The following is a 14,504-nucleotide window of genomic DNA, read 5'->3' on the forward strand; positions in this document are numbered from 1 at the left end:
ATAATATTTTTATAAACTACCATTTAAAGATTCGTATTCTTCTCTTAACATACTATAACGATAACGATGAATGAACTTCCCTTGACGTAATCGATCATTCCTCATTAGTCCTTCACAAACAAAACCAGCCTTTTCATAACTCTTTCTAGCTTGAAAATTATCTTCATCTACACGTAGCCAAACTTTCTCTAATTCAAATTCAAAGAATCCCACATGTAACATTCTATATAGGGCCGCGATTCCATACCCTTTACCCCAATACTCTTTATTACCAATCGCGACTCCCAGTTCTGCATTTTTATTTGTTTTATCAAAGTTTTTAAGATCTACCCAATATGTATGCCGTTCTCTGCAGTGATAGCCCTTTGTTCATAACCATTTTTTCGATTTATACATGCTTCAAGCCATTTTTCGTATCTTCACGAGTGAACGGTGGATATTGATCTGGTACCACTAAATGTTTTGTTACTTTTGTATCTAATGACCATTGATATCGATCTTCTACATCATTTAGTGTCAGTTCCCTTAATTGAACGAATGGTACATTCATTGCGTTATCTCCTTTTTATTTCCCTATAGAAAACCCTTCGAACATTCTTCCTCCATACTGTTCTAGCGTTTTTTCTACAAAAGCAATTAATTTTCTTTTCTCTCCCGTTTTATAAAAATGATCGAACGCTGCTACAAATTGGTCTGCATATTGTTCATCATACCTTCTAAGCATCCTTATAAACCATTTTGAATTTCCAAGCCACCTACCATTTACTCTTAATACATATTCATATAATAAATCAGCTAATAAATTCGCGATAAACAATTCTTCTTCCCTTTTTGATGCACCAATAAAATCATCCAAAGTATCTGTAATAAAATATCGCTTCTGCTTCATCATTTCTTCAGTCCATTTAGCTGGTCCTTTATTTAGTAAATCATTTGCTTCTCTTTTTAATTTCTCAACACTTTCATTTTCCCCTTTTAATACAATCCCCTCTGAAACTAATTGTGGTAACGAAGGTCTCCCGCGATTACAATCCATTTTAAAAAAGGTTTTATACGTTTCAAAATTATGTACAAACACCTCAACAGGCCATCCATTACTATAGAAGGATTCTCTATAACAAGACGTTAAACTTTGATCAACTATGACAATGTCCAGGTCAGATGTTTTTGTCGCTTCTCCTCGTGCAACGCTTCCTCCCAGTATAGCTACATCACAATTCGGAAATTGTGATGTAATGATTCTTTGTGCCGCTTCCATTGGTTTCATAACTGTTCCCCTTTTCTTATTTCACTTTCTTTTTTTCAACTCTTTCTCTCGCTTTTTTTATATAAGGTTCTGCGTCTGGAGTTTTGCATGATGTTGCCCCGTGATCAACCTGGACTTTTCCAATTTCACGTGCAATTTCAATCGCTTTTCTCTCTAAGTCTTCATTACGAATTCCTATCGCGATTAAAGCACTATTCATCGCTTCTTTTTTTCTATTTTTTTCATTATGTATATTTGATTTAATCTCTTCTAGATACGGAGAGAAGAAATCATCATGTAACTTTTTATTTTTAATCGCAATATTTGCTAATAAAGACCAGCCTGCTCTTCCAATCCATTCATCATCAGACTTTGTCCATTCTTCCATTCTTTCAATCGCGATTGGCGACGTACAAATAGCAGTCATCAAAACGTCCATTAAACAATAATAATCAACTTCCTCTACCCATTTATTTAGCTGTTCTGTCGTAACTTTCTTCGGATCTACAATCATCGTTGCTAAAGTCATTGCATCCATATTTTTTGTTTTCCATAACGAAATTGCTAAATCATGATCTTTTTTTATCTTCTTTTTTAACAATTTTAAATTTGCAAAACTAACTCCAAATAACGGCTCTTTCGCCCCATGATTTTTAAAGATCTTACGATTTTGTTCTGTTCCATATTCCTCTAGTCGCTGCAATACTTCTTCAAGTAACATATGTCCACCTCTTTATCTTTTATGTTGACCTCATATATGTATGTACGATATATTCTACATTACTTTTTGGTTTTCCTATATGTATTTTTTAAATACGGTATGTGAAATTTTATAGTTGCTATACATAACTAAAAAAACCACGAAAAACCTGTACATTTTACATATACAGGTTTTCATTTCATCAATTTCCCAAAGTGTAAGAAATAGAATATGAAAAAACTTTTATGTGTTTGATTTTCTCTTTATTTTTTGTAAGCTCTTTACATCTGACCACTCTCCTATAGACCCTACGTCCGGAAAAACTGTAACTACATTAAAATTCGCACCTTTCTCTTTTCCAATTTGTTTAGCAACTAATAAATTCACTGCCGCAGACGTTCCTATTTTTATACCAGTTTCATTATAAAAACGTGCCATTTCATACGAAAAGAGCTTCTTTATTCAAATGCGTTCATAAGCACAATTCTCCAACCATCTGGATCCTCTATTGTGGTCCCTTTCTCTATCCAATACGGATTTTCTGGTTCTACCTCAAGATAGCCCATATTACTTAATCGATTCACTATTGTTTCAATTTCATCTTTATTAGGCATATAAAAAACTAGTAAATTATCTTTTGTCGGTGCCGGACATGGACTTCCATTAACGTGCGTTGTAAACTCCAAATGATATTCGGCATCCGGTAATCCAAACATAACTCCATCATATCCTTCATGATTGTGAAATTCTCCTATACGCTTTAATCCTAACCCCGTCTCATAAAAACTTATAACTTCTTCAAATTTATCTGTTGGTCTTGCAATTCTAAATTGAACCCAATTCTTCATGCAAATTTCCTCCTTTTCATTTTCCAAAGCTTTATAGTAATTATTATAAGTTACATATATTTCCTTTCATATCCCTCATTAGTGTGAGAACTACCTAAGTTGAAAGACCTATTAGTTTATAAATAGTAAGACTTTAGTATTAAATTCATATAAAAGTAGTTATATAAATATTGAGATGAAATAAATAGTTCTTCCTTATATTTTATTACGTATGAAAAAGTTCTCCTTGCAGGGCCTTTATATACCGATCAGCAGATCTTTGTACAGCCTTATTCGCATCTTCCACCACACCATGAAATGCATTATATAGTCGACTAAATTGGATATCTTTTACTTTCTCTGCCATATCTCTAACTTTATTCGCTGGTAATGGGATGAGATTTGGATAACTATACATAAAACTTACCCATTTTTGATCGGAAACTACTTGTATAATATCACCTGATAACAAAATTCCTTTCCCTTCGTTACCTTCTTTCCAATGCATAACAGTCCCGCCCTTAAAATGGCCTCCTAAGCGATGCAATGTAAGTTCTTCCGATAATATCAAATGTTCCCCAGACCAAAATTTAATTTGTTTACTCGGGCGAACCACCCACTCTTTATCATCTTCATGAATATAGATAGGTACATTGAATGTTTCCGCCCATTTTACTTGTGTAGAGTAATAATGTGGATGAGAAAGTGCTATTGCTTGAATACCACCTAAATCATATATACTCTGAATCGTCTTATCATCTAAATAACTAATACAATCCCACATAACATTTAGAGTTTTACTTTGCATTAAAAATGCTGTTTGTCCAATTGCAAATTTAGGTTTTGTAGTAATGCTATACAAACCACTTTCTTCTTTTATTATTTCATTTTTGTATAAATTGCTATTTTTCATACTTTCTAATGTTGTCCATGACTGCCCAATTGGATTCACATATTGCCTTTCCTCATTACAAATTTTACAACGAGAAGGCGCTTCTTCACTTTCAGGATACTGTACTCCACATGTAGTGCAAATATAATTAACCATATTCCCACTCCCTTTTTAAATTTATTTTTTCTATACCAATATTTTAATAGAAAACAAAAATATTCAAATCAATAATTAGAACGAAAATGAAGTGATACGAAAGTATGATTAGTCCCCTTTCATTTTGATACCGATTCCCCTAAAAACCACCTACATCATTATTAGAAGAACCGAATTTGATTCTTAAAAATTTTCATAATAAACATTAAAATAACCCTGTTTTTTCAAGACTGCAATTGATACAAAATCTTGCATATTTTTTCACAAACTTTTTTGCGCTTGTAAAAAAGTTTTTTTGCAATTACCGCCCTATAATTGCTAATATAGTAGAGTAGAACTTTTATAGAGAGAAGGAAAATTATGCACAATGGAATTCGAATGACAACTTTAGTAAAAAGGGCTATGTTGATTTGCGCGGGGGTATTATTTACATACGAAGCAGCTTTAGGATCAGCACATACTGCTCTAGCAAGTACAGAGGATGAAGCAAAATCTGTTCAACTTGTAAGCGAAATTCAATCTTCTCTTGCACCGAAAGAAGCTCCAAAACAATATAACGGCCAAGTTAGAAAAGTCGCTTACTTAACATTTGATGATGGTCCTGGAAAATACACAGCTGAGCTTTTAGATATGTTAAAGAGAGAAAATGCAAAAGCAACATTTTTCCTAATTGGTTCAAACGTAAAAGCATTCCCTGATCTTGTAAAACGTGAAGATGCTGAAGGCCACTACGTTGGGATGCACAGTATGACTCATAACTACAAGAAACTTTACACAGAGGGTCATTACGTAGATGAAATGAAAGAAGATCAAGGCTTAATCGCTGGCGTTCTAGGTAAATCACCCGTATTAACTCGCCCGTCTTACGGTTCAATGCCAGGTTTAAATGAAGCGCTTCGCAACAAAGTTGTAGAGAATGGCTTAAAAGTTTGGGATTGGACAATTGATTCATTAGACTGGAGATATAACAAAATGCCTGTTGACGCTGCATCAGCTAAAATTGTAGAAAACGTTCTAAATGGTGCTAATAAACCAACAGAAGTTATTCTTATGCACGACATTCATCCACAATCCGTTAAAGCAGTACCTGGAATTATAAAAGGACTGAAAGAAAAAGGATATGAATTAGAAGCCTATAGTGAGAACGAACATTTCCCATTAAACTTCTGGCACGATAATCGTATGTAATGAAAAAGACTTGATTTCCTCTAGTAGGTTATTGAGTCTTTTTTCGTTTTGTTAATTCTCTCATATAGAAAACCTATACACGATTTCGGCATTTCTATTTTATATGTCCCTTCCCTTTTAGTAAAAAAAAGCAAATAAATGTACCTTTAAAAAATCACATGCTATACTATATCCTAGTTTAAATAAGTAGGTGTCACATGATCGTATATACAGTTCAAACTGAAGCAGCATGGAAACAATTTAAAAAACTTGGTTATTTAGAAGGCAGTAAAGAAAACATCGATCCCAATTTTATATATTCATACGATTGGATGGTACGTGTAGCTAAAAAAAGATTATCCCACTACGAAGGTAGATATCCTATTTGGGTCTGGGAAGCAAATAATTATCCAGATCGAAATGCTAAAGCCTGGGGTAGAGAAAATTCAAAAATGGTAATATTAACACTTGATGTGCCAAATGATTGGGTACTATGGAGTGATATTAGTTACTGGTGTTGTGCCATGACTGATAGCTCTATGTATTTTCATCAAACAAATAAACGAACATTAGAAGACTGGTTTACCTTTATGGATGAAGAGTACAGATTAATATTCGACTTCGAATATTTATTATCACATCCTGATTGGTATAAAGATAAAGAGGAATCATTAGAAAAACAAGGTGTTATCGGCAAAATCCCCCTTTCCTTCGTAAAAAAAGTAAGACGTTTCCGTGCTAAGGAAGATAAATCTATTAATGTAATCAGAAGTGATAACTCGGATAATAGAAAAGAAAACCGTATCAAAAAGATAAATCGAAAATTAAGAAAAAGAAACGAAAAGCAAAAAAGATTACACAAGCGACTTATACGAATTTAAAACATATATATCAAAATACAGTAAGAAATTATGGATTGAATATACAAATTCAATCCTATTTTTTATATTATCAACACTTTAGCACATATTACTCTTAAGGAGTGATGTGTATATGGATTTTCTTTCAACCGAATATTTGTCAGCATTACTTGCCATCATTGTAATTGATTTAGTGTTAGCCGGTGATAATGCCATTGTAATTGGATTAGCAGCAAGGCGATTACCGAAAGATCAACAAAAGAAAGTTATTATATGGGGAACTATCGGGGCAATCGCGATTAGAGCCCTCGCTACCTTAGTTGTCGTTTGGTTATTAAAAATACCCGGGTTACTTCTAATTGGTGGTGTACTTCTTATATGGATTGCTTACAAATTAATTGCTGAAGGCAAAGATCATGATATTAAGGCAGAAGAAGGATTTTGGTCTGCTATTAAAACCATTATTATAGCTGATGCATTAATGGGAATTGATAATGTTCTCGCTGTTGCAGGAGCTGCGCATGGTAATTTTTCTTTAGTAATCATTGGACTATTAGTATCTATTCCAGTAGTAGTATGGGGCAGTACATTAATTTTAAAATGGGTGGACCGATTCCCTGTCATCATTACGATTGGAGCAGCTGTTTTAGCTTATACTGCCGCGAAAATGATTGTAGATGAGAAATGGTTCGCTGGATTTTTCGAAAGTAACCCTTTCATAAAATGGGCATTTATCATTATTATCATTGCCGGTGTAGTATTCTTTGGAAAGATGAAACAAAAAACGAGAGATACTTCTATATAATGACAACGTTATATGTACAAACAAAAGCGCTACTCATATGAGTAGCGCTTTTTAATATTTATTTCGTTTCTCCGTCTTCAGTCGTTTTTACCTTCGTTTTATTTTTATCCCGATGGTTATAGTTGTACTTCGAACGATCGACCGGTGTAAATCCTTCCGGTGTATAGAATCGTAATAAGTCACCGTTTACGACTTGGTCAGAGTATTTCAGTGATTTTTGAACCATTTGTTCATTTTGTTTTATTTCGTCTGTTAATTCTACAGATTCACCAGTAGCTGTATCATAGTATTTTCCATTCAGTGCAGTAACTGTTGGACTTACGAAGTTACCGTTACGGAATGGTACAACTTGTTTATGCTCTGGTGATAATAAATCTGATCCGAACTGGACATAATTTTTCGTATCTGTACCTAGTAAGTGTAATAGTGTCGGAAGAACATCAATTTCTCCGCCGTATTGATGTTGTATGCCACCCTTCATTCCTGGAACACGAATGATTAATGGTACACGTTGCAGTTGTGCATTTTCAAATGAGTTCATTTCTTTACCCATTATTTGAGACATTGCTGCGCCATGATTATCTGAAATACCGTAATGGTCACCGTACATAACGATAATTGAGTTATCGTATAAACCAGATTGTTTCAAGTAATCCAAGAATCCTTTTACAGACTCATCTAAATAACGTGCTGTTTGGAAATACGTATCTACTGAAGAGTCACCTGTTTTAGCTGGTTCAATCGTCGCTTCCTCTTTATCAATTGGATAAGGGAAATGGTTCGATAGCGTAATGAACTTCGTATAGAACGGTTGTTTCAATGTTTGTAATAATGGTATAGATTCGTTAAAGAACGGTTTATCTTTTAATCCATAGTTTACTACATCTTTTTCGTTCATATCGTAGTATGACGCATCAAAGAATTTATTAAAACCAAATGATTTATAAATATCGTCACGGTTCCAGAACGTTTTATAGTTACCGTGGAACACTGCTGATGTGTATCCTTGTTGACCTAAAATAGCCGGTGCTGATTGATACGTGTTATGAGCTTTATTTGTAAAAACAGATCCTTGTGGTAGTCCAAACATTGAGTTTTCTAGCATGAACTCCGCATCAGATGTTTTACCTTGTCCTGTTTGATGGAAGAAGTTATCAAAGTATAACGTATTTGCATCTTTTGTAAATGAGTTTAAGAACGGTGTAACTTCTTGCCCATTTAATTTATAATCAATTAAAAAGTTTTGGAATGATTCTAAATGAATATAAATTACGTTCATTCCTTTTCCTTTACCAAAGTACTCAGGATTTGGACTTGCATATGTTGATGCAAGATAATTTCTAACCTCTGTCATATTATCTCCATCAGCTAACGCTCGTTCTGTTGATGCTTTCGCACTTTGAATGCCATCATAAATCGTATAGTTGTATGCCCCTAAATATTTCACAATATAATTACGGTCAAATGTTCTTGTTAATAATTCAGGACGATCCGATTCTGCAAGACCTAAGTTAATACTGAATAATAAAATACCTGCTACAAATACTAGTGATAATTTATGTTTCGCAACACGAATTGGTTTTGGACTTGCAAATTTTGTTGCGACTAAAGCAATTAAAATGATTGTATCTAAGAAATATAGTGGATCATAGACGTGTAGCAATGCAAAAATACTACCACCTAAATCTCCAAAGTTATTCGTTTGTGTTAATGTCGGGAACGTAATAAAGTCACTGAAAAAGCGATAATATACTACGTTTGCGTATAACAGTATAGACATTAACAAATTAATAACAATTAACCAAATGTAAGCACGTTTCCCCTTTGCGAATAATGCGAGCCCTAAAAATAAAACTGCTGAGCTTAACGGGTTGAAAAACAGTAAAAACTTTTGGATTGTGTTGGATATCCCTAAATTAAATTCTGTCACATATGCTGCGTATGTTTTTAACCAGAATAAAATAATGGCAAACACGAAAAATCCAAAGTGATTGCTTAACACTCGCTTACTCTTTAATAGTAATTGTTTCATCTCTCCACCTCTTTTGATCATCCAAGGCTTATTTTTTTATAAGTCTGTCTCTATTCAATTTTTTATCTTCAAATAGATTTTGTTTGTTTAACTAAATGAAGAATATTAGTAATTATAATTTGAAGCTAGTATTTATTCAACTATTTCTTTCTAGACATTTTGACCTTGGTTTCTATTTAATAAAATAAATTTGTAACATTTTCTGTTTTCTCCCAAGTCTCATCCACTAATTCTGACTCCACATACTATAAACCTTTCTTTACTGCTTCGCAAATAAATATGTCTCCAGTTCTGGAACATTAATGTAATATAATGAAATTCACAATAGATAGCATTTATTTTTTTCGGTGTAAATTAAATTCCTTCTTATATTTCAAGTTTATTCTTGATACAGTCATTTCTCTATATGTAACATCAAAAGGTCTTTTCTTCTCTAAAGTTATTTCTGTATAATTATTCACAATTCATAAAATCAAAGATTATAAAAAACCTCGCTCTCATAAAGAGAGCGAGGTTTTTTATCATTTATTATTGACCTTTGTACATTGCTTCTACTTGTTTTTGAAGTTCTTCATTTTCTAAGAACTCATCGTAAGTAGCCTCTTTATCGATTACACCGTTTGGCGTTACTTCGATAATGCGGTTTGCAATTGTTTGTACGAACTGATGGTCATGAGATGTGAATAACATTGTACCTTTAAATGCGATTAAACCGTTATTTAATGCAGTGATAGACTCAAGGTCTAAGTGGTTCGTTGGATCGTCAAGTGTGATTACGTTCGCACCACTTAACATCATTTTAGATAGCATACAACGAACTTTTTCGCCTCCAGATAATACAGAAACGTTCTTCTTAACTTCTTCACCTGAGAATAACATACGGCCTAAGAAACCACGTAAGAAGCTTTCTGACTCATCTTGTGGAGAGAATTGGCGTAACCAATCAACTAAGTTGGAGTCACTGTTCTCAAAGTATTTAGAGTTATCTCTTGGGAAGTAAGATTGAGATGTTGTAACGCCCCATTTGAATGAACCGCTATCTGGCTCCATTTCACCCATAAGGATTTTAAATAATGTTGTCATCGCAATATCGTTACGACCGATAAATGCAACTTTATCACCTTTATTTAAAGTGAAGTACACATTATCTAACACTTTTTCACCATCAATTGTTTTAGAAAGACCTTCAACAGTTAATAAGTCATTTCCTATTTCACGCTCAGGTGTAAAGCCAACAAATGGGTAACGACGTGATGATGGTCTAATATCATCTAATGTAATTTTATCTAATAATTTTTTACGAGAAGTTGCTTGTTTCGCTTTAGATGCGTTTGAGCTAAAGCGTGCAATGAAGTTTTGTAACTCTTTTACTTTCTCTTCTTTTTTCTTATTAGCATCTTGTGTTAATTTTAAAGCTAATTGGCTTGACTCATACCAGAAGTCATAGTTACCAACATAAAGTTGAATTTTACCGAAATCAAGATCAGCCATGTGCGTACAAACTTTATTTAAGAAGTGACGGTCATGGGATACAACGATTACTGTATTTTCAAAGTTCATTAAGAAGTTTTCTAACCATTGAATCGCTTTTAAGTCCAAGTGGTTGGTAGGCTCATCCAGTAATAGAATGTCAGGTTTACCGAATAATGCTTGAGCAAGTAATACTTTTACTTTCTCTGCCCCAGTTAATTCTGACAATTTCTTATCATGAACATCTTCACCAATACCTAAACCTTTAAGAAGGATTGCAGCTTCTGATTCTGCTTCCCAACCGTTAAGCTCAGCGAACTCACCTTCAAGTTCAGCAGCACGCATACCATCTTCATCACTAAAGTCTTCTTTCATGTAAATGGCATTTTTCTCTTGCATTACTTTATAAAGTTGCGTGTGACCCATAATTACTGTTTCTAATACTGGGAACTCTTCATATTCGAAGTGATTCTGTTTTAATACTGCTAGACGCTCACCTGGCGTAATATGTATATCACCTGTTGACTGTTCAATTTCTCCAGATAAAATCTTTAGAAATGTTGATTTACCAGCACCGTTCGCTCCGATTAAACCGTAGCAGTTACCTGGCGTGAATTTTATGTTAACATCTTCAAATAATTTGCGATCCGCGAAACGCAAACTAACGTTACTTACTGTAATCATTTGTGTCCTCCTACTAATACCGCTTATTTCAGCGTTTTCTCACCGATTGTCTTAAAAAATCGCATATTACGACTCAATTATTGTAGACTATAGCTATTATATAGTAGAAGATGGATGAATAGCAACGGTTGATTGCTATTCATCCATCTTCTATCTTGAATAAAATTTATATTTTTAACGAAACAATATTATATAGAAGCAAATTTCATAATGAATAGAGATATGAAAAATGAAGAATTTACAAAATATAAAGATGTGATGGACAAATTTATTAAATAAGAAAAATCCCCTTTTAAAAGGGGATTCTTTTATTTTCTTTTGCTTAATTTCTTTGTATAATCCTTCATTTTACTCGTTAACCCTATTAAAGCAGGTAACAATATTGGCATCACAATGATAGCTAATAGCAATAGTGCAACGCCAACAACAGATGCTACTTGTATAAGCGTCAATACACCTGAAGGAATTAATGCTGCAAATGTACCAACTAGAATAAGCGCCGCTGATAATACGACTCCTCCTATGTGACGAGATGCATTTACAATTTTCGTCGCTGAGTCCCCTTCTAACTCATTGTATCTCATCATTACAAAAATACTATAATCCACTCCTAAAGCGACAATCATTATGAAACTAAAGAATGGAACATTCCAGCTTAATGCATCTACATGTAATACATGCGTACTAATTTGTTCACTTATACCTAGTGATGCAAAGTACGCTAATATTAGCGATCCAATAATAAAGATTGTGTTTAATAATGAACGTGTAATCACGATTAATACGATCGCAATTCCAATTAACATAATTGTAGCCGTACGTAAGAAATCTTGCCCGGTTACTTCTTTTAGATCAACGTTTCTAGCTGTTGTTCCTCCGATTGCTGTTTTCACATTATTTAATTCGGTCCCCTTCAAAGTACCATCTATCGTTTTATTGATTTCTTGAATAATTGGCATCGCTTCTTTTGAATACGGATTTACGTCTAAAATGATTGTCATTTTAGCAGTCTTTCTATCATGTGACATGTACGTATTCAAAGCTTTTTGGAAATCTTCTCCCTCTAAAACCTCTTTTGGAATATAAAACTTCTCTGAGCTTTTTGATTCATTTAGCTCGCCTAAATATTTCTGTGCGTCATTTAGGCCGTTACTTACTTTCCCAAGCCCTTCAGTACTTTTAGATAAGCCTGATTGTAATTGCCCCATCTTTTCTTGCAAATCTTTCAGCCCAGTTAATAGCTGGCCTTGCCCATCATTTATTTTTGTTAATCCAGTTTGTAACTCTGATGACTTGTTCGCAATTTGTTTTGAACCGGAAGCACCTTCATTTAATCCATTTTTAAGATCAGTTGCCCCTTTTTGTAATTTAGTAACTCCATTTCTCATTTCTTTTAAGCCGTTATCGACTTTCAATAATGATTGATTTGCTTCTTTAAATGAGCCCATCGCCGCTTTATGCTGCGTTGCTAATTGATTTAATTCATTAGAAAGCACACCTAATTGCTTTTGAGCCTCTTTAGCAATTCCTATCGTTTGCAGTATGTTCCGATCATTTGCTAATTCTGGTTTCGTTTGAATGAAATTGGTCATTAACATTTCGATTTGTTCGTATCCTTTTTTCGCACCATCAATCGCTTGAGAAATGCTTCCGAAGTATTGATCGTAAGAACTTAAACCTTTTTCTAACTGTGCATAGCCAGCATGAAGCTGTGACGTTGCATTAGATAGGACATTTATATTTTCATTTACTGAAGTTAACCCGCTCTCAATTTGCTGTGCTCCTTGTGCCCCATCGTTTATTCCATTCGATAATTGATTCAACGCTGTTCCTAAAGCCGATACACCATTTTTCGCCTCGTTCGTTCCATCAATTAATTTTTGAACATTCGCGAGGCCGTCTGACTCATTACCATCCATTTTATTTTTAGCATCCGTTAAACCATCATTGATTTCTTTTATGCCACCATTGGCATCTCCTAATCCTGTATTTAGTTCTCCCGCTTGTTTATTTATATATAATTCTTTTATCTTATCTCCAGTTGGACGTGTCGGTGCATATACTTCTGAAACACCTTTCACTTTCGAAATTTTATCAGTTAACTCATCTAAAGTTTGTAGAGACGTTCCTTCATCTAATTTTTTGTTTGATTGAATCACTAACGTACTTGGTGAAGAAAAACCAGGCGGAAAATGATCTTCTATTACGTTAATCCCCATCTTTGATTCGTACTTATTGTCTACTTCAAATAAGTCATTGTAATTAAGTGTACTGGAATATTTTAATACGAAAGGAATCGATATCACGCATACAATAATTAAAGCTACAAATGGTCTTGCTACTGAGTTTTTCGCAAAGAATCCCCATAATCGACTGTCTTCATGACCTTTAAATGTTTTAACTGGATAAAACATTCCTTTTCCTAAAAGCACCATGAAAAACGGATTTAAAGTGGTTAAAACGAGTAGTAATACTAAAACACCAATTGCTACCGCTGAAGTAGATTGATATAATTTAAAACTTGCTAAAGCAAGTGATGCAAAACCAATTAGCACCGCAATCCCACTATACAATACGGTTTTACCTGCCGATTTAAATGTTTCTTTCGTAGCTAAAAATGCGGTTTCTTGTTTACTTAATTCTTCTTTAAATCTCGTAAATAATAAAATGTTATAGTCTGTTCCCACTCCAAACAGAACAACAACTACAAATACTTGCGTAAAGTTTGAAAATGGAAAATTAAATTGATCTACAAGATGAGCAATAATCCCCATTGAAACTAAGTACGATACACCAACTGTAAGAAGAGAAATTATCGGAACAACAGGTGAACGGAATACAATGATTAATACTATAAGAATGAAAATGATTGAAATAACTTCAGTCGTTTTCACTCCCTCTTGAGAGGATTTAAGAAAATCACCCGCTATTAAGTCACTTCCTGTTAAGTACGTTTTTACCCCTTTCGTTTGTACTTTTTTATGAAGATTATTTGCAACTTTTGATATTTCGCCATGCTTTTTATCTATTGATATTTGCGTTAAAATAGTCGTATTATCTTTAGAAACTAATTGCTTTTCCAAATCTTTATTATCTAAATGTGAAACAACTTCCTTTATTCCTAATTGTTCTTTTTCATTTTGCAGGGCGTTGATTGTTTTTGTTATTTCCTCTTTTTTCTCAGTTGTTAAAGCCGTTTTACTTCCACTATTAAAAACAGCTATAACATCATACTTTTCAGTCCCGTCTTTATCCATTTCTTTTATCATTTTGTCAGCAATACTACTTTGTGCTGTATTAGGAATCGTAATGTGCCCTTTTTCTTTCACTAATTTATCCATATTAGGCATCGTTACGATCATTGTAATAGTAATAAATATCCATAATAGAAAAGATACACTTCTCCAATTTTTCAGCTTGCTCATTTTAATCATCTCCCGTTTTGAAAGTTTCACGTAAGTTCAGGAATGAATATTCATTCCTATTATTCCGAAACTTTTTTAGGAATGAACGTTCATTCCTATCGTTCTATTAATTTATTTTATGAACCCTATTAAACTACTCTTTCCGGAATGAATGTTAATTCCCTTAGTTGCACAAATATCCTCTCCTACTTTCTTTTTTCAAATCTATTCAGGAATGAATATTCATTCCTATACTTATAA

Annotated in this window: 10 protein-coding genes and 2 pseudogenes; 3 read left to right on the plus strand and 9 right to left on the minus strand. The window is 33.6% G+C overall.

Annotated elements, in window-relative coordinates; genetic code table 11:
• Positions 1-9: 9 nt before the first annotated feature.
• The 6 genes and pseudogenes from J0835_RS14115 to J0835_RS14140 form a co-directional block, all read right to left on the minus strand.
• Positions 10-550, minus strand: a pseudogene (locus J0835_RS14115) (GNAT family N-acetyltransferase).
• Positions 551-565: 15 nt separating this feature from the next.
• Entirely contained in the window at positions 566-1,267 is a 702-nt protein-coding gene (locus J0835_RS14120; protein WP_087980773.1) for a nucleotidyltransferase domain-containing protein, read from the minus strand.
• Positions 1,268-1,283: 16 nt separating this feature from the next.
• The gene (locus J0835_RS14125; RefSeq protein WP_087980774.1) at positions 1,284-1,967 is read right to left on the minus strand and encodes a DNA alkylation repair protein; all 684 of its coding nucleotides are present in this window, start codon (positions 1,965-1,967) and stop codon (positions 1,284-1,286) included.
• Between the two features lie 222 nt (positions 1,968-2,189).
• A pseudogene (locus J0835_RS14130) lies at positions 2,190-2,390 on the minus strand (cysteine synthase); the annotation flags it as partial.
• A gap of 14 nt (positions 2,391-2,404) precedes the next feature.
• Positions 2,405-2,794, minus strand: coding sequence for a VOC family protein (locus tag J0835_RS14135; protein WP_087980776.1), 390 nt, complete (start codon positions 2,792-2,794; stop codon positions 2,405-2,407).
• A gap of 205 nt (positions 2,795-2,999) precedes the next feature.
• Positions 3,000-3,821 (minus strand): hypothetical protein, encoded by an 822-nt coding sequence (locus J0835_RS14140; RefSeq protein WP_087980777.1) that lies wholly within the window; start codon positions 3,819-3,821, stop codon positions 3,000-3,002.
• 360 nt (positions 3,822-4,181) lie between these two features.
• Here J0835_RS14140 and J0835_RS14145 point away from each other — a divergent pair, with 360 nt between their 5' ends.
• From J0835_RS14145 to J0835_RS14155, 3 genes are all read left to right on the plus strand, one after another.
• The gene (locus J0835_RS14145; protein WP_087980778.1) at positions 4,182-5,009 is read left to right on the plus strand and encodes a peptidoglycan-N-acetylglucosamine deacetylase; all 828 of its coding nucleotides are present in this window, start codon (positions 4,182-4,184) and stop codon (positions 5,007-5,009) included.
• Positions 5,010-5,206: 197 nt separating this feature from the next.
• Positions 5,207-5,869: a DUF3841 domain-containing protein gene (locus J0835_RS14150; RefSeq protein ID WP_087980779.1), complete on the plus strand. Its 663-nt coding sequence runs from the start codon at positions 5,207-5,209 to the stop codon at positions 5,867-5,869.
• A 112-nt stretch (positions 5,870-5,981) separates the two neighbouring features.
• Positions 5,982-6,653: a TerC family protein gene (locus tag J0835_RS14155; protein WP_087980780.1), complete on the plus strand. Its 672-nt coding sequence runs from the start codon at positions 5,982-5,984 to the stop codon at positions 6,651-6,653.
• A gap of 58 nt (positions 6,654-6,711) precedes the next feature.
• On the opposite strand, the gene J0835_RS14160 is transcribed toward J0835_RS14155, so the two are convergent.
• The 3 genes from J0835_RS14160 to J0835_RS14170 all read right to left on the minus strand — a co-directional run bounded on the left by J0835_RS14160 (position 6,712) and on the right by J0835_RS14170 (position 14,264).
• Positions 6,712-8,685, minus strand: coding sequence for an LTA synthase family protein (locus J0835_RS14160; protein WP_087980781.1), 1,974 nt, complete (start codon positions 8,683-8,685; stop codon positions 6,712-6,714).
• A gap of 528 nt (positions 8,686-9,213) precedes the next feature.
• The gene (locus J0835_RS14165) at positions 9,214-10,839 is read right to left on the minus strand and encodes an ABC-F family ATP-binding cassette domain-containing protein (RefSeq protein WP_000633872.1); all 1,626 of its coding nucleotides are present in this window, start codon (positions 10,837-10,839) and stop codon (positions 9,214-9,216) included.
• Between the two features lie 308 nt (positions 10,840-11,147).
• Positions 11,148-14,264, minus strand: coding sequence for an MMPL family transporter (locus tag J0835_RS14170; protein WP_140386785.1), 3,117 nt, complete (start codon positions 14,262-14,264; stop codon positions 11,148-11,150).
• Positions 14,265-14,504 lie beyond the last annotated feature (240 nt).

Origin of the sequence: Bacillus cereus group sp. Sample62, from assembly GCF_036851315.1 — a bacterium.
Classification (GTDB): Bacteria; Bacillota; Bacilli; order Bacillales; family Bacillaceae_G; genus Bacillus_A; species Bacillus_A wiedmannii.